Source organism: Pseudovibrio sp. SCP20, from assembly GCF_057774105.1.
The window spans coordinates 481,055-497,857 of the sequence record NZ_JBYMDH010000005.1 but is presented as its reverse complement, the minus strand read 5'-3'; the positions used below and the strand labels follow the sequence as shown (position 1 = coordinate 497,857).

13 protein-coding genes are annotated in these 16,803 nt (G+C 45.1%); 4 read left to right on the top strand and 9 right to left on the bottom strand.

All coding sequences use genetic code 11. The features are described 5' to 3' along the window. A partial coding sequence (locus AC3CB2_RS20390) for a calcium-binding protein (protein WP_488393239.1) occupies window positions 1-2,910 on the top strand: 2,910 nt, incomplete at its 5' end. A gap of 505 nt (window positions 2,911-3,415) precedes the next feature. Further along, window positions 3,416-3,682: a hypothetical protein gene (locus AC3CB2_RS20385; protein WP_352935160.1), complete on the top strand. Its 267-nt coding sequence runs from the start codon at window positions 3,416-3,418 to the stop codon at window positions 3,680-3,682. A 114-nt stretch (window positions 3,683-3,796) separates the two neighbouring features. Here AC3CB2_RS20385 and AC3CB2_RS20380 read toward each other — a convergent pair whose 3' ends face one another. From AC3CB2_RS20380 to AC3CB2_RS20340, 9 genes are all read right to left on the bottom strand, one after another. Beyond that, window positions 3,797-4,519, bottom strand: a complete 723-nt coding sequence (locus AC3CB2_RS20380) for a helix-turn-helix domain-containing protein (RefSeq protein WP_352935162.1) — start codon at window positions 4,517-4,519, stop codon at window positions 3,797-3,799. 172 nt (window positions 4,520-4,691) lie between these two features. Continuing rightward, the gene (locus AC3CB2_RS20375) at window positions 4,692-5,273 is read right to left on the bottom strand and encodes a tyrosine-type recombinase/integrase (RefSeq protein WP_352935164.1); all 582 of its coding nucleotides are present in this window, start codon (window positions 5,271-5,273) and stop codon (window positions 4,692-4,694) included. Between the two features lie 138 nt (window positions 5,274-5,411). Continuing rightward, window positions 5,412-5,831: a hypothetical protein gene (locus tag AC3CB2_RS20370; RefSeq protein WP_352935165.1), complete on the bottom strand. Its 420-nt coding sequence runs from the start codon at window positions 5,829-5,831 to the stop codon at window positions 5,412-5,414. 319 nt (window positions 5,832-6,150) lie between these two features. Then, window positions 6,151-6,639, bottom strand: a complete 489-nt coding sequence (locus AC3CB2_RS20365) for a MerR family transcriptional regulator (RefSeq protein WP_352935167.1) — start codon at window positions 6,637-6,639, stop codon at window positions 6,151-6,153. Window positions 6,640-6,774: 135 nt separating this feature from the next. Then, a complete protein-coding gene (locus AC3CB2_RS20360) occupies window positions 6,775-7,944 on the bottom strand; it encodes a glycosyltransferase family 2 protein (RefSeq protein WP_352935169.1) in 1,170 nt (389 codons plus the stop codon). A 56-nt stretch (window positions 7,945-8,000) separates the two neighbouring features. Beyond that, on the bottom strand, window positions 8,001-10,109 hold the full coding sequence (locus AC3CB2_RS20355; RefSeq protein ID WP_352935172.1) for a glycosyltransferase: 2,109 nt from the start codon (window positions 10,107-10,109) through the stop codon (window positions 8,001-8,003). 13 nt (window positions 10,110-10,122) lie between these two features. Continuing rightward, window positions 10,123-13,167, bottom strand: coding sequence for a glycosyltransferase family 4 protein (locus AC3CB2_RS20350; RefSeq protein ID WP_352935174.1), 3,045 nt, complete (start codon window positions 13,165-13,167; stop codon window positions 10,123-10,125). Continuing rightward, entirely contained in the window at window positions 13,157-14,137 is a 981-nt protein-coding gene (locus tag AC3CB2_RS20345; RefSeq protein WP_352935177.1) for an NAD-dependent epimerase/dehydratase family protein, read from the bottom strand. Before AC3CB2_RS20345 ends, AC3CB2_RS20350 begins: the two co-directional genes overlap by 11 nt. Before the next feature lie 11 nt (window positions 14,138-14,148). Continuing rightward, window positions 14,149-14,571, bottom strand: coding sequence for a Rossmann-fold NAD(P)-binding domain-containing protein (locus tag AC3CB2_RS20340; RefSeq protein ID WP_352935179.1), 423 nt, complete (start codon window positions 14,569-14,571; stop codon window positions 14,149-14,151). Window positions 14,572-14,773: 202 nt separating this feature from the next. On the opposite strand from AC3CB2_RS20340, the gene AC3CB2_RS20335 reads away from it, so the two are divergent. Both AC3CB2_RS20335 and AC3CB2_RS20330 read left to right on the top strand, forming a co-directional pair. After that, window positions 14,774-16,108: a methyltransferase domain-containing protein gene (locus AC3CB2_RS20335; protein WP_352935181.1), complete on the top strand. Its 1,335-nt coding sequence runs from the start codon at window positions 14,774-14,776 to the stop codon at window positions 16,106-16,108. Between the two features lie 63 nt (window positions 16,109-16,171). After that, entirely contained in the window at window positions 16,172-16,792 is a 621-nt protein-coding gene (locus AC3CB2_RS20330; protein WP_352935183.1) for a hypothetical protein, read from the top strand. Window positions 16,793-16,803 lie beyond the last annotated feature (11 nt).

Sequence of the window (16,803 nt, the reverse complement as noted above, 5' to 3'; positions counted from 1 at the left end):
CACCTGACGGGTGATGGTGGTAACAACTTCCTTGAAGGCAATGCAGGCAATGATGAACTCCACGGCGGTGGAGGGTACGATATTCTTGTTGGCGGTCTGGGTAATGACACCTTGTACGGTGGTGTCGGGGACGATTCACTGGATGGTGGGTCCGGTGCAGATCATCTTGATGGTGGTGAAGGCAATGATGCAGCCAACTACTACAACGCTTCCACAGGTGTTCGTGTTGATCTGACTGATACTTCTCAAAACACAGGAGATGCATCTGGTGACCAGTATGTCTCCATTGAAAACCTTATTGGGAGTAACAATGGAGATGATCACCTGACGGGTGATGGTGGTAGCAACTTCCTTGAAGGCAATGCAGGCAATGATGAACTCCACGGTGGTGGAGGAAATGACACCCTCATCGGTGGAATAGGTAATGACACCTTGAACGGCGATGATGGTGATGACTTCCTCCGTGGAGGTGCCGGAGCTGACCATCTCGATGGTGGTGCAGGGGAAGATTGGGTCAGCTACACAGAGTACGGTGATACCGGGGAAACCTCCGTCATCAATTTGAGCACCGGTAAAGGTGAAAGTGGTGTTGCCGTCGGAGACACTTACCTCAATATCGAGAACGTAAATGGCAGTGATGGCTCCGATCACATATTTGGTTCAAATCAAGCCAATATTCTCGGAGGGCGTAAGGGTGATGATACTCTGGTCGGCTATGATGGCGATGATAAGCTGTATGGTGGTGATGGAGACGACTTCCTCCGAGGAGGCAATGGAGCCGACTATCTTGATGGCGGTGCAGGGGAAGATTGGGTTAGCTACACAGAGTATGGCAACACCGGGGAAACCTCTGTCATCAATTTAAGTACCGGTAAAGGTGAAAGTGGTGTCGCCGTCGGAGATACTTACCTCAATATCGAGAATGTGAATGGCAGTGATGGCTCCGATCACATAACAGGCTCAAATCATGCCAACATTCTTGGTGGTCGAAAGGGCAACGATACTCTGATTGGTAACGGAGGGGATGATACTCTTGTTGGCGGTCAGGGTAATGACACCTTGTATGGTGGTATCGGGGACGATTCATTGGATGGTGGATCCGGTGCAGATCATCTTGATGGTGGTGAAGGCAATGATGCAGCCAACTACTACAACGCTTCCACTGGTGTTCGTGTTGATCTGACTGATGCTTCTCAAAATACAGGAGATGCATCTGGTGACCAGTATGTCTCCATTGAAAACCTTATTGGGAGTAACAATGGAGATGATCACCTGACGGGTGATGGTGGTAACAACTTCCTTGAAGGCAATGCAGGCAATGATGAACTCCACGGCGGTGGAGGGTACGATATTCTTGTTGGCGGTCTGGGTAATGACACCATGTATGGCGATGATGGTGATGACTTCCTCCGTGGAGGTGCCGGAGCTGACCATCTCGATGGTGGTGCAGGGGAAGATTGGGTCAGCTACACAGAGTACGGTGATACCGGGGAAACCTCTGTCATCAATTTGAGCACCGGTAAAGGTGAAAGTGGTGTTGCCGTCGGAGACACTTACCTCAACATTGAGAATGTAAATGGCAGTGATGGCTCCGATTACATAATTGGTTCAGATCATGCCAACATTCTCAGTGGCCGAAAGGGCAACGATACTCTGATTGGTAACGGAGGTGATGATAAGCTTTATGGTGGTGATGGAGATGATACATACATCTTCAACCGTGGGTTCGGCAAAGACACTTTAATTGAAACCTCAGGGACGGATACCATCCGCTTTGGCGATGGCATTACTCTTTCTGATCTGAAACTTAACAGTACTAACGGTGAGCTTAAGGTCTATCTGATCGATCCTACGAACTCAGACCAATCTCTCAATGGTGTTGCTGATGTTCTCACAATCAGCAATTGGTCCAGTAATGCTTCGCCTATCGAGCGATTTGAATTTGCCGATGGGACAATTCTCTCCGAGCTCGATGTTGATACTGATGGTCGGATGCTGCTGCGAGGAGCTGGCCAAGTTTATGGTTCTGATGCTTCTGACGTTATCTATGGATCCCATTATCTTTATGACAATCCAGACGGTCTTCTAGGAAACGATGAACTACATGGCCTTGCAGGTAATGATAAGATCATTGGGGACTACGCTGCTATTACTGACCCTTACAGGAAATCGATCACAGCGAACTTTCGGGCTATATCCGAGTCGAAAGACAAGCTCTACGGTGGCGAAGGAGATGACATTCTTGATGGTGGTCTATATGACGATGAGCTCTATGGCGGATTTGGAGATGATATCCTGATCGGTGGCAGCGGAGCCGATGTCTTAAATGGAGGCTCTGGGTCTGACACTGCGGACTATAGGGGACACTCAGATGGTGTTCTCATCAACCTTGAAGATGGACTTCATTCTGGAGCAGCTTCTGGCGATACGCTACTAAGCATCGAGAATGTACGTGGTACCTATCGTGATGATGTCATCATTGGGAATAGTCAGGACAATGTCATCACTGGCTTTGGTGGTAACGACACTCTGACTGGCGGTGCAGGGAATGACACCCTGATTGGATCGGTCACCATTGACGGTGCTCAACTTGCAGGTGGGCCTGGTATCAGTGGTCCTATTGTCTACCACGGTGGCAATGATATGCTGACTGGCGGCCTTGGTACTGATGTCTTCGTATTTGGTGGTACGCGTTTTGGCAACGATACAATCACTGACTTCGAAGCTGGAGCAGGTTCAGGCGATACTATTCAGTTTAACAGTGAGACTTTCGCAGACTTCGATGCTGTAATTGCTGTGGCAAGAGAAGAGGGAAGTAGTGTCGTGATCACACTAGATGATGACAATTCTGTCACTCTGAACAACGTGTCAAAGTCAGAACTTCATGCTGATGACTTCCAGTTTGTCTAAATGACCAAAGGCCACGCTCGTCTAAGTTAAAACGAGCGTGGCTTTATTTCTTTATGAACTCTCTGGGTCCTTCCCAGCCCTTTCTCGTCCTGCGGGGAGTTCAGCAGGGCAGGGCTTGCGCTTGTGTGGGGTTTGCGGAGGCTTGGTGTTTATGTTCATGTTGTTGTTCTTATGTTCTAACCCCGCTAATCCTATGGGTTTATAGGATTTTTCACCTTCATCTCATTGACAGTTTAAACAATCCATCGCATGGTTTAAGCGAGGCTTCGAAACCTCGTAGAGCGGTCACCGCTGCCGTTTTGTTTGGCGGTCTTTTTGTGTCTGGAGTTAGGTCTTCAAACGCAAACTCTCGCTTATGGGCGGGAGGGCGGTGAATACAATACCCTTTGCGGGGGAATAAACCCGCCTGACTCTACCAGGTTTCGAACCTCCCGCTCGCCAGTGGGTTGTCGAAAGCCTTCCTGCTGAGCGGCTTGTTCAACAAGCCAGTAGAGAGGGCTTACTGATGACTGATACTGGAAAAGAGAAATGTGCCCATACGTCCCTTCGCAATGAAGTGGATCAGCTTCGCTTATCAAGCAATCACCTCAAAAACCTAGTTTATTCCATGAGCGTGGTGATGAGTGAGCGTATGGAACACACTCAGGAATATGAAGCGTTGCTGACGCTGTTTGATACTGTGCGCACTCACATCAATGATGTGCAGGAAAGCGGTGAGAAGATCTCAGAGCTGCTTGATCCCTGTGCACTGGAAATCTCTGAAAGCAAGTAAGTTGGAATGATGAGAGGCTTGCCTCTTAAGGAATATTCTGGCTTGGGAAGCGTAAGCTTCTCAGGCCTTTTTAGTATGTGGCTGATGAGGCAACCAAAGCACTGAGAAGGGCATTCAATGATGGAGCGCTGCTTGGCTGAGTTCTAATCGTTGCCTTTCTTTTGCAACTTCTTCTTTCAAGAACCAATGGCCTGTCTCGCCGTCATGCTTTGAGAGTTTTTGGGATAAGACCTTTTTATTTGAGGTCTTACAAAGAACCTCAAAGAGTGGGTCTGATACTGAGATAAACTTGGATGTTCGATTGAGTATCTGCTTTGCTGCTGCTTTTGCGCTAGATGACACTGATTGAAGTTCACCTGTATTATTATTTGTATATTTATCTTTATTTCGTGGTGCTCTCACGTCACCCTTTAGTTTCTCATTTTGGCACGCTTTTTGGTCTTTTTTGTCACTGCAACGGCGTTCTGGCAGTGAGTTTGGTGCGACCATAGGTGCTCTGCTGTCACGTTTTTCATCCGCTACATGGCAAAAGGCATAATGATTGCTTTGCCCGCGACCACGTGCGCGTTGAGCTTTAAAATATCCAGCTTGTTCTAGCTTCTTCAAAGCCCGGATCACCGTTCTTCTGCTGGTGCCTGCATCTTCTTCTAGGCGAGAGATGCTTGGCCAGGCATCTCCGGTCTTTGTATTAAAGTAATCACACAGCGCGATCCCCACGACCTTTTCTGATGCTGAAAAGTTATGGTCCCGGCACAGTTTGCTAATCCAGACAGCTTTATCGCTGTATTGGATGGTTAAGCTGTTACAATGTTGTATCTTACCAGTTGAGCCACTCATCATTTCCTCCCCCACTTCAGCAGGCGAGAAACCTTTGACAAAATTCGCCCTGTTATTTGACGTTTAAATAGTGGTTTGACGTTTTTTACGGATCTAAGCCATTGAAATTTAGACAAGAGTTCAGGATTGAAAATCCGCGTGTCGGTGGTTCGAATCCGCCTCCGGGCACCACTTATCTCCTTGAAATTGTTTGATAATAAGCCGAGCATTTGCTCTGCTTTTTCAAGGTTTGACACTTCTGCTCTAACTGCTTGCTGAACTCTTCCCCGCGCAGAGTTATTTCCTTCTCAAATCGAACAGCAATATCCGACATGCTTTTGCGCAAATCAGCTCCTTTGGCATAAAGCCGTGCCATCGCTTCTGTCTCATGTCCTAGCGCAGCGGCAAGGTCTCTGTCATTCAGCCCAATCTCCCGCAAAATGGTCGCCACCGTATGCCGCAGACCATAAAGAGTAAGGCCCGGCTCAATCAGGCTCTTGTCTTCTAATTGGATGCGTAGTTTGCGCCATGATGCTCTGAACCCCGAGACAGTCCATGATTGCCCTCTGGAGTTTGCGCAAAGCGTTGGCGCTTCGTGATCTGGCGCTTCATCAAGAGCTGCTTTCAAAGGTGCAATGACAGGCCAAAAGACCGGAGCCCCTGTTTTGGCTCGCCGGGTTGAGATGAAACCATTTTGGTATTGCTGTTTGGAAAGCGTAAGTGCGTCTTGCGGACCAAGTCCCGTATACATCATCAAGGTAAGGGCAGGGACCATTTGAGGAGATGCGTGTTTTAAAACGATCCTGCGCTCGTCATCTGTCCAGGGCCTGTTGGCGATGGGAGCGTTCTTGGGTTTGCGAATGGATTTAACCCCAAAAGCAGGGTTTTCCTTGATGAACCCACGTTCTTTGCCTCAAGAAAACAGAACAGAAAGCACTTGCTTTACATAGTTAGCAAAACGTCTCTTGCGCTGTTCCTCTGCTTTATCTCTGAGTTTGACAATGAAGGGTAAGGTAAAGCGGGTGAGGGGTGTGTTGTTGATTGGCGCCAGATAATCAAAGACCTTCTGGTAGTCCGACTTGGTGCGATCAGCCAACTCAAGAAAGGCAGAGCTAGCGCGATACTTGTCAATCAGATTGCCGAGCGTGCCCGGCCTGCTAGTATCAGTCACTGGCATCAAGCTTGTCAGTCGCTCGCATTCCGCCAGAAAGGCGGCGCTACTGATTGGCGCTTTTTCCAGATTGATCGCCTCTCCAGTCTTGCGATGATAACACCGCAGCTTGCCATGCTGGTTATTGAAGATCTTGAAGCCTTTAACCCGGATTGTCGTCATATCAAGCTCCAAGTTGATTGAGGAGATCATCATCAGGTGGACGGCTGTCTTCCTTCCAGCCTTCAATCCAGCGATCCAGATCCTTGACGTCCCAGACCTTGCGCCCTCCAGGAAGAAGAACAGCGGGAACCGGACAATTGGCCAGGAAGCTGGTTGCACTTAGACCGCAATAAGAAGCCGCAGAGCTCTCTTCAGCATGCGATACGGCTGGATACTCAAGTTCAACTGCGCTCTCGCCATATCGATCCCCTCTCGATCTTCAGGCTATAGATGTTTTGATGCCGATAGCATGGGCCTGTGATTTAATGAGCCAAAGCGATTACTCCCTTTCCTCACGAACCTTTGTGCAAGACACCAGCACTTTCAAAAACAAAGCACCACAATCGACAATATGATAGGCAGGCTGACGTTTTGAGCTTCGCATAATCTGAGTGATCGCCTCCAGAAGCTCTTCCAGTCCGAGATGCATCTCTATCTGAATATTTTCCTCATCCATTGCATTGTTGCAAAGGCAGAAAACACTACTTTCTGTGCCAAGAATACCAGACCATTTGTTGGCGAGCTGCTGTGAGACAGTCCCGGCAATCAGCTCTGCAATCGTATTTGTGCAGTGAGAGCGTACCATGTTGTGGTAGGTGGCAACCGCCATCAGGTCATTAAAAGTATATCGGGTCCAGCCTTGACGCTCGCCCTCAGGCATCAATTGCTTCCGCCGCCTCCAGACCCACAAGGTCTCAATATTCATCCCAACGATCTTGGCAACTTCGGACGCCGTATATGTACGGCTATAGGTGTTACTATCGGTCATCTACCATTTCAATTAACAATTACTACTATTCATCAAGGGTGAAGGCACAAGTTGGCAACCTTAAGTTTCCGATCGACTTCTCAATCTAAAAGCTGAGAAGCTGCATAGTTGTTAAAGGACTAAAGCAGAATGTTGTCAGTTGGGCTTTATGTTGCGTTGTCTAAGTTTGTACCAGAGTACCGCACGATATAATGCTGCCGGTAGTCTAATCAGGCCAGTTAGCAACCACCAAAATGACTCATAAATGGCTATTGTTTGCTCAGCTGATGCTTGCTTACAATTTGTACGTTCTGGGAAATGCTCATGACGCAGCAATCCGTGCCTAAAGAGAAGTGATCGCAGGGGTCTAGTCATTCTCCAGCTTAGAGAATTAGTTATGCGTTCTAGATTTTCTTCTAGTGTACTATCTGTAGCAGTTTTCTTACCTGTGAGAAGATTGAAGTAATGGGCTTTGGAACGGTTAACATCCTTCCACTTTGCAGTGAAGCCCATATTGGAAAGCCAATCGCTTTCCTTGAATGTGTCTTTATTGCGGAGAACCGTCGTATGCTGCGTAAGCAGTTTCTGATTGCGTATGATTGCCTTTGAGATTCGATATACATCAGCATTCATGCGATCTGGGTTTTCAAGTTCTTTTAAAAGGCGTTTCTCAAATCCCGCTCTATACTTGAAGTGAAACAGATGGCCACATGTGTCGCTTAACGGAACCGGGGTACACAAGTGCGTTGACCGAAGATATTGGAAGTCTGATTGCCAGTAAACAAGAGGTATCTTGTAAGATCTTACGCGATAGTTTTTTTTGCCAGACAGTTCCGCTCTGGCTGAAGAACGAAGCTCAAAAAATGGAAAAGCCAGAGACGGTTCTGCATGAAACTTAGAAAAAGGGACATAATTAGGTGTATTAGAAATGAGCTCATCTAGATCCATTGCACATTTGGGCGCACTGGTAAGATCATCACAAAAAAAGTCTATCAGAGGAGTATAAAGTGCAAATGCTAGCTCGTTTTGTAAGATGCTCGTTGTACCATCCATTGTTGGTTGAGGAGGCAGCAGAAACTCATCCGCGTCTACAACTGTTGTCCATTTATCCTTACAGTACTTACAGCCAATTTCATTGATCCAATCAACTCCAGCGTTTGCTTGCGGGTAGCCACCATTTTTTTCATAGAGTTGGACATCACCTTGTTGATGTAAAAACTGCAAAGAACCATCTGAACTCCCTGTATCAATAATGTAAAAGCAAGTAACTCCAATCGAGCGATAGTGATTTAGGAACGCTGGCAAAATATCAGCTTCGTCACGCATTACGCAGATCAACGGAAAATCTGTTTGGGTGGAGCTACTAAAGTGTTTACTGGGTCTCAAATTTTCACCCTAACAAAGTTACGTGCTTTTCGTAGTGCCGAACTTATTTTCCCTGGCCTATAAGACATTCTTGTCGTATTTGCTTTATTACCTATGTGTTGCGATGCATCAGATCGCAGCAAAAAAAGGCTTTTATCTTCAACATCCATATTGTTCAAAAAAGGTAATACCTGCTTAAAATCAGCTTCCTCTTTACTTTGATTTTTTAATTTCATACTGTCTGAACTTTGTCTGTAATAATACAATGGATCAGGGTAATAAGATACTTTCCGGTTATCTAGTATTAGTCGATTGTAAAACTCGATGTCATCTTTTCCTACTCGATATCCTTCAGAGTACCCTCCTGAAGCTGAGAAAACGGTCTTCTTAACAAGACATGTCGCGTCTCCAACGACATTCACCTTCGTCGCCCATGCCTTTGCTGGACCTACAAAGCGTATTTGTGTACCCAAGATACTATTGGCGGAATGAGGTTCCCCTTCACCGCTAAAACGTAGTGAGCTGCAAGTTATGCAATCAAGATCCGCAAAAATTGCTGCATTCACAAGCTTTTCTACCATTTCGGGCATCATGATATTGTCGTCATCGAAGAATAGAAGATACTCGCCTTTTGCAACTTGAGCAGCCTTATTCCGTGCTGCCCCTACGTATCGGTTCTTCTGATAAAGGATGCTCCACGACCTGTCCTTGTATCTTTGGGCAAGGGCCTTAAGTGTTGCACGTGCAAGCTGCGACCGACTACCATCATCAACGACTATCACCTCCACGTTTCGATAGGTTTGACGCTCAATGCTCTCTAAAGCTTGTGTTAGAAGATAGGGCCTCTCAAAATGAGTGATACAGATGCTAACCGGTGGATGGGTGTCTTTCCTTGCTGAGGCTGTCTTTGTTGTCGATTGGCTCTGCTGATGCCAGCCTCTCCAGACGGCTAGCGATCTCTTTAACCTGTTATGTTTCTCTGCTGGAGGAGGGAGGCGTTCTGTATAACGTTCAAGTCGGTCTGCTAACGACAGATGGTGTGGTTTAAACAGGACCGCTTTTTGAGAGTCTTCCTCGATTAGCTCGTGTGTCCCCCCAGTATTTGCAGCAATAAAGGGAATTCGCGCAGCTAAGCATTCATAAACAGCCAATGGAGAGTTTTCCAGTAATGACGGAATTACTGCTAAACGCCCTTCGGCACTTAAGTACTCGACGGCTTGAAGAGCATTATAGTTCGTTTTGAATGTGATTTTGGTTTGCCAATTCTTGCTGTTTTGCAGAATGAATTTTTGAGCATTAAACCTATGAGAATAACCACCAAGGAAAGTGATTGGCGGAACTGAAATACCTTTTGCAGCCAGGGCATTGAGAGCATTGACAAATAGTAAAATACCTTTGCGAGGTTCCAATCGACCAAAAAATACCCATTCACCCACATGAGAGTATTGTTTTCCAGTTACGCTGTTGAGATCTTCCAAAAACACGTTGGGCCAATAAAAACTTCTTGCAGGAAGTTTATAAAAGTTCCGATGCATCCAGTTCAGAAGATGTTGACTGCCGCAGATGAGAGTGTCAGCCATTTCCACGCTCTCTCGTTCCATGAAAACCCAACCAAGTTGACGGTATTCTTCCAGAAACTGCGAGTTTCCCTCCGCAGCCCAAAGTGTTGGAGACGAGCCTTTGACAACGAAGTGTAGGTTAAGGAATGCAATACCAAGTTTCTTAGCCAGTAACGCTACGTAACCCAAGCCACGCCATTCTGAAACATGCACCATGTCAAAATGTTTCTCGTGCTCTCGCAACCATTCATAGGCAGCATACGGAGGCGCCATAGTCTGGGCCATCTCAGTTTTTGCAAGCACCTGAGGAGCTACAGCGGAAAACTCAATGTCATATTCAGAAAAGAAATCGCGTGTGGCCCGCATTTTTTGCTGGTTCTTAGCGTGACCATTCACAAAGCAAATAGTTACGTGGTGCCCGATACGTTTTAAAAACACAGCCAAATGGAAGTATGCGGTACCAATGCCACCATTTTTTATTGGCCCGAAGATATCAGCGGTCACAATGCAAATGCGTTTATTCGTCATTGGGGCAGTCGCATTTATGTCCTGCTGTAGTTCGATCATCCAAGCGGCTTCCTCATTGTGCAACCAACATTTCCGAAAGATATTTTAGCTTACCATTGCGAACTATGCTGCCATCCTCTTTAACTTTTACTGTGACTTCGGCACTTTCATCTCTTGCTTCTTCGGGAACCAACAACATAAAGCCATGCTGAGCCAACTTTTTGTTTCGACTGCCAAATCTCTCAGCATAACGATCTGCTTTGGCTTCAGCCAAGACAACTCCGTTGACTTCCAAAACAACTGACATTTTTTTTGAAGTATCTCTTCTATCCCATGCCCAGCCTTCAACATGGGATGGGTTCAAGGCCAAAAGCTCCTTTGGCGGTATGGATGCTTTAATTGGAGACCCTGAATAACCACGGAGTAAGCGAAGAAATTTTCTCTTAAGTTTAAGCTTAGATAAAACGCGACCAACTGAGAGAAATGGCCTCCTCCTTTCTTGAAAACGCGCAGTTGCCACATCCAGGTTTGGTACTCCATGCTTTTCGGCGTCTAGTTTTGGTTGCAATTTTTTCGCAGCAATGCCTGGAATCTTAAAAAGAGCATCGTGCCGGCTAAACATGCTTTCGGCGGCATCTCGGTCTAAGATTACACCGCCTGAGACCGCCGCAAAAACATTCGTAGATAATTTGATAACTCGAATAAACTGAGTACGTGTTCTATCTTTATTTATTAAATGAAACTTGATGTTGTACCGCTCACCCTCTGGCCAATCCTTTGGGATATCGAAGAAATGCAACGTTGCTTCACCCGCTTGGCTTAGGAGTGACATTTGCTGTTCTGTTCCATTTACCGATAGAAAACGCTCCCCAGGGCCTATCGCTACACAGAGTATTGTCGATGCACTTTCATCCAATCCAAGTGCAACTTTGGACCATCTATTTCCTAGCTTGCGAGATCTATCTGCATGTACGAGCCAGACCGGCTCATCGTCTCTTCGTTTTTTATCCCGGTATAACTTGGGTTGGAACTTGAGGCTTTCACTACTGGTGTGAGGTAAAAGAGCTAACTTGCGATATGCGATATTGTCGTTTTCTATCAAGGGCATAGAGCGCAAGTATGAAGCATGTGCGTTATTTTGAATTATGTTTTCTAATTCAAATGGACTTGTTAATCGACATTCTGGAATAACTAAAAGGTCAATGCCGTGTTCTTTGCTTGCTCGCAGTACATACTCTTGTAAAAGCCCAAAGCGAAGGTCATATGGCTGCAGCCCGCCCAACTGCTTGATAAGATTCTTGGGAACACAGACTACACTTGCACCAACTGAGTTTCCAAACACCACCTCGGATACAACATCGCTTCCGATCGGCATAATAATTTTGTTGTCTGGCAGTTCTACAAAGCTAGAAATGAGTGTGTTTTGTTGGTGCTGGATCGCAACGCGTATATCGGCACAAAAATCTGAGGCAAAATGAACAGCTGTACCGTCACACAAAATACAAGCATCAGCTTCAGACACATCCATCGTGTGATTGAACGCTTCACCAGCCGGAAAGCCGATGAACCTGCATAATTTAGAACTTATGCCTCTATTTTGTAAATACTCGACGACTTCAAAACCCTCGTCTTCAAGTACTGGATCAGTAATCAAAACACTTACTGTATCAGGAGGGTCAGCTAACAGGCTTGTAACGAATGCCATTGCGCTTTCATTTTCACGCAACAGAACGATTACTTCTAAGTTCCCAATTAGGGATTTTTGTCGGTGCTCAGCATTGAACAGTGAGGGATCTATCAGTTTTGCTATGGAGTCATTTACAGATTTTTTATCGAATGTTTCTGCAAGGTAAGCATGAAAACCGTACCAAGTTTTCAAGTTCTCTTGATTACTAAAGCTAGCACGCGGAATTTGATGGCCATCTTTGAGAGCATGTTTCAAACGTTCCGCAAGCTGAAATGCAGTTGGTTCAATCAAGCAACTGGAATGGTCTCGTGAGTCAATAAGTTCAGATGTTCCGCCAACATTTGTCGCAATAAAAGGAACATTGTGCTCAAGCGTTTCATAAACAGCCATCGTAGAGTTTTCGATGAGCGATGGCATAACAGCAATCATGTCTCGAGAGCAAAGAAATGATAGTGCCTCTGGCTGATTGAGATCTGTTATACAGTTGACCTCACAGCTCCAATTTTTTGCTTTTCGTTTAATGAAGTCAGCTACTTTCTCATTATTTTGGTTTGGGAGCGCTTCACCGAATTTGCCGAGAAAGTTAACGGCCTTGGGTGCAATACCTTCTCGCTCTAAGAGATCAAGAGCTGTACAAAATAACTCAATGCCTTTTCGCATCTCCAACCGACCGAAAAACGTCAGTTCTTGAGTGTACACCTTCTCACCAGCCTGTCGTGAGGGCCGCTGATCGATAACATTTACTTCCGAAAAATCTAGAATATTTGGTTGCACATATGTGGATGAAGGAAGCCGGTAACCAACATGCCTCATGAAGCATAATAAATGCGCGCTGCCACCGATTACAATATCACCAAGTTCCACACACTTCTGCTCAGCAAAACTCGCTGGTAAGAGATCTCGTTTGGCAATGGGTTGCATCTGATAGTGGCGATTCCACAGGTGAGGTGAAGAGGTTTTAACGATAAAAAGCGTTTCTTGGAATGCAAGCCCCAGCTTTTTGGCCATCAACGCATAGATCAGGCCACCCCTCCATTCTGATGTATGGACCAGATCAAATTTCTTTTGCGTTTTAAGCCAATTATATGCTGCGTTATAGCGGCTCTGCCAATTTTGAGAGGGGCCAATAATAGTCTTTGCCGTGTGATGCAAGTAATGAAGAGACACACCAAACTCAGCAAAATGCTTAATCCAATGCTGAGGTGTTTCGTTTTCAACCCTTTCACCTTTGAGATAGAGAACGTGTACTTCATGGCCATGTGCTGCCAGCCCTTTGGCCAAATGGTAATATGTTGAAGCGATACCACCGTTTCGGACTGGTCCAAGGATCTCCTCCGTGGCAATACACACACGAAGTTTGCTTGTAGATGTGTAGCCTGCGTACTTTGCTAAGTTAGGAAAGCCCTCTACTGCAAATGCATCAACCTGCATAACTGGATACTCCGTACTCTTTGTTGCTTAGCAAGACTTTGGAGTTCTTTTGAAAATAGTCCCATGTTTCTCTAATGCCTGTGGTCAGGCTTGTCTGTGGTTGAAAGCCTAGATCTCTTTTGGCTTTTGTAATATCCGCGAAATTATGCAGGACTTCGCCCGCTCTAAAGTCACTGTAAGCAACTTCTAAGGTTTCATTCCGGCCAGTAACCCTTTTTAGTATCTGGATAATCTGATTAACGGACGTTGGCTTGCCGCTGCCGAGCTGGAAAGTCCCTTTTTTCTCAGACTTTAAAGCTTGAAAGATACCAAAGCAGAGATCTTTGACGAAGATATAGTCTCTGGTTTGACTACCGTCGCCATAAACATGACATTGTTCGTCGCTCAGAATAGATTTGATAAATGTTGCTATTACACTTCCCTTATGAGCAGAACGAGGTCCATAGACATTCGAAAACCGCAGGGACGTGATATCCATTCCGTAACTTTTTGAATAAGCGGAACAATATGCCTCTGCAGTAGCTTTGGAAGCTCCATAAGGAGAAGCTGGATTAGCGGGCATGCTTTCATGAACTGGTTGAGGCGCATCTCCAACAATTGCACCTCCTGTAGAAGCATTAACAAGACGCTTTATACCGTGTTTGCGCATAGCCTCTAGAACATTCATTGTTCCTATTACATTCACGTCAAAATTGTAAGTTGGGTTTTCAATGGAATCCATCACGCGCGTATCAGCCGCCAAATGTATCACCGCGTCAACACCGCTCATAGCGTCTTCTAGAGTACGTTGATCTCTAATGTCTCCGCGGACAAAATGATGGGGTACGCCTTCTAGAGAACTGGCTTTCCCAGTGACTTCACTATCTAAAACCACGATCTCGTGCGATATCATTTTGGAAGCTAATGTTCTGATTAGGTTCGAGCCAATAAAGCCACAGCCACCAGTTATCAGGATACGTTCGAACATCATTCGAAATCTCTTTAAAGCTGTTTGATGGTTTGTTGTTCTTGGGTATGCTTGGTCCAATAAGAAACGCATTGGATTTTGGAGTGATCAGCCCTATTGCGATAACCCTGAGTGATCTCAGTGACTTCCAAAAACTGCCTATCTTCCATGAGGATAGGCTTCCAGCCAAACGACCGCAGCTGGTCATTCCTGACTACGAAGCCATTCTCTTCTGCTTCATTTCGAGGATCTGGCAAGTAATCTATTTCGTATCCAGTTATTAGCTGAATATCTTTCGCCAAATTAGAAAGAGTGCGAGCCTCGGCCATTTGATTTATTATTGTTGGCCGGACTCCAGTGGCAGGAGGGGGCAAGATAACATCATGCGCGAGTTTACTTAGATGGAGAATAGTAGGGTGTTCGTAAAATTCATCGCCATCTAAAATAAATATCTTCATTTATCAACCTTCTCAAGAGGTTTAACTGAATGAGTAGATGTGTATTTCCTTTGGCTAAAATTCATGGTTGTTCATTATACAATTAATGCACAATAGTTAAGTCATTAAAGCGGATTCAAGTTCTTCGCAACTGTCGGTTTCTAAGGTAATTATTTTTGACATACATTTGACAGCTGCAGCCAAAGCTCCGATGGGGACACTGATGACTATAGAAGTGACTACCAGCTTAGATAAATTTGAGTTGGGTAAAAAAGCAGCTCTTGATGGTGAAATTGATAAAGCAAGAGATTTTCTGCGGCCGATCGCAGATGCTAATCCATATCATCCTGCAGTTTTCTTTTTGTGCCAAGTTGAATCCCGAAAAGGCATACTCAACAATTGCGAGAAGTATTGCCTGACATTTCTCTCCAAACATCCGCAACATGCTGGGATGCGAACAATCTCTGCTTTGCTACACATCGCAAAAGGAGACATAGGGCAAGCAGAAGTTGAGCTCAAAATTGCCTTAAATACAAATCCAAAACATCGGCGAGCTTTGAATATACGCCAGCAAGTAGTTTGGTTGCGAAGGCAAGAGGAAGCGCGCAATGCTCTTGAAAGCATTACTGCAGTCGAGGCTTCAAAACTCACTAAGCTTAAAGCAGCGAGACGTTTAAAAAAAATCTGCCCGGCTGATGATTGGGACAATCACGAGCTACAAGCTAAGGTGGCTTACTTCCATAATAGCATCGATATAAAACAAGCACTTAAAAGATTTGAACCAGAGTTAATCGAGAAAGCCGTTGAACTCGGTTATTGTACTTGGCCTAAAAAAATTCAGCGGCACGTTAAAGGAAAGCGCGTGCTAGATGTTGGTTGTGGCTTTGGCGGGTACGCATTTGGCTACCTATGTGCTGGTGCGAAGAGTTACACTGGGATCGATCCTGCAATGTCACTTAGTGATAAAAGGATGCGTAACAAGCGCATCAGGCAATGGGTAGAAGTCCCAAAGTCAGCACAAGAGATCGCAAGTACTATCGAAGATATTGAGTTACTCCAAACTTCAACACATGAGCTTCTTGGCAAGAACACATATGATGTAATTTGCCTTCACAATGTTACTGAGCATCTGTCGGATATCAGAAGTATATTTTCAGATATTGCAAAACTCTTGTCGAAAAATGGAAAACTCATTTATCTGCATCATAATTTTTATGGTTGGAGTGGGCATCATATGGCACCTCATAACCCTTCAGTACTAGACACCAATAATCCTGAGCACCTAAAGTTCTGTGATTGGAACCACATTAACATCGTCAAAGAATTATCCGAAGACCATTATTTGCATACCAATCTCAATCAACTACGGATTAGCGAAATGCAGAAGTTGACTGGGGACTTTTTCAAAATCAAGACTTGGGAGCTTCGTCCTTCACCTGACAATGTTCTGAAACGTTTAACACCAGAAGTTATAGAAAAAATTCAAGGTGTTTTACCAGATATTACGACAGAAGAGCTGGAGACAAATGTAGTTTTTTGCATTGCTAATGCCAGATAATTAACTTTGGTACCTGCAGGCGGCTTAGGTTGTAGGTGTAAGATTGCTTCAAGGAGAGTAACCTTGGTAAATTTTGCAATAGAAGACGCTTTAGAAAACCATAGAATCTATATTCACCCGAGTACTTCTTTTCTTAATTTGGATATTCCTAAAAATGTTCTTGAAACACCCGGTATGGTCTCTATAGCTGAACGCAAGATGCTCTACCTTCTGGCTAATCAAAACTACTCAGGGCGTGGTGCAGTCATTGATGCGGGAAGTTTTATGGGATCATCCGTTGTTTCACTTGCACAAGGCCTTCGTGATAATCTTAATCTGAAACAACTCATGTCATCTTTTAACCACCAATCCAAACCAATCAATAGCTATGAACTCGGTTATTTGCCGAAACCGGCAAATGGCTCGGACTTTGTGAGAAAATTTGGAGATGTTGAGTATCGCTTCGGAGACTCATTTCTTGGCATTCTGAAAGAGAGTATTGAGTCGTTTGAAGATATAATCGAGTTAAATATTGGTGGTTTCTGCGACTTTGATTGGCCTGATACTCCGATTGAACTTTGCTTCGTTGATCTTTGTAAAACGGCCAAACTCAATAGGCACGTCTCTGCTCATTTTTTGCCAAATCTCATCGAAGGTAACGCCTTTTTCGTAAACCAGGATTTCTTCTTTGATCGACTGCCCTAGATTAAAGTAAC

Coding starts and splice junctions, on each gene's coding strand:
- AC3CB2_RS20360 (WP_352935169.1), bottom strand. CDS start 7,944: ATGCGTGACGAAGCTGATATTTTGCCAGCGTTCCTAAATCACTATCGC.
- AC3CB2_RS20345 (WP_352935177.1), bottom strand. CDS start 14,137: ATGATGTTCGAACGTATCCTGATAACTGGTGGCTGTGGCTTTATTGGC.
- AC3CB2_RS20375 (WP_352935164.1), bottom strand. CDS start 5,273: ATGGTCCCTGCCCTTACCTTGATGATGTATACGGGACTTGGTCCGCAA.
- AC3CB2_RS20385 (WP_352935160.1), top strand. CDS start 3,416: ATGACTGATACTGGAAAAGAGAAATGTGCCCATACGTCCCTTCGCAAT.
- AC3CB2_RS20370 (WP_352935165.1), bottom strand. CDS start 5,831: ATGACGACAATCCGGGTTAAAGGCTTCAAGATCTTCAATAACCAGCAT.
- AC3CB2_RS20335 (WP_352935181.1), top strand. CDS start 14,774: ATGACTATAGAAGTGACTACCAGCTTAGATAAATTTGAGTTGGGTAAA.
- AC3CB2_RS20340 (WP_352935179.1), bottom strand. CDS start 14,571: ATGAAGATATTTATTTTAGATGGCGATGAATTTTACGAACACCCTACT.
- AC3CB2_RS20380 (WP_352935162.1), bottom strand. CDS start 4,519: ATGAGTGGCTCAACTGGTAAGATACAACATTGTAACAGCTTAACCATC.
- AC3CB2_RS20355 (WP_352935172.1), bottom strand. CDS start 10,109: ATGATCGAACTACAGCAGGACATAAATGCGACTGCCCCAATGACGAAT.
- AC3CB2_RS20365 (WP_352935167.1), bottom strand. CDS start 6,639: ATGACCGATAGTAACACCTATAGCCGTACATATACGGCGTCCGAAGTT.
- AC3CB2_RS20350 (WP_352935174.1), bottom strand. CDS start 13,167: ATGCAGGTTGATGCATTTGCAGTAGAGGGCTTTCCTAACTTAGCAAAG.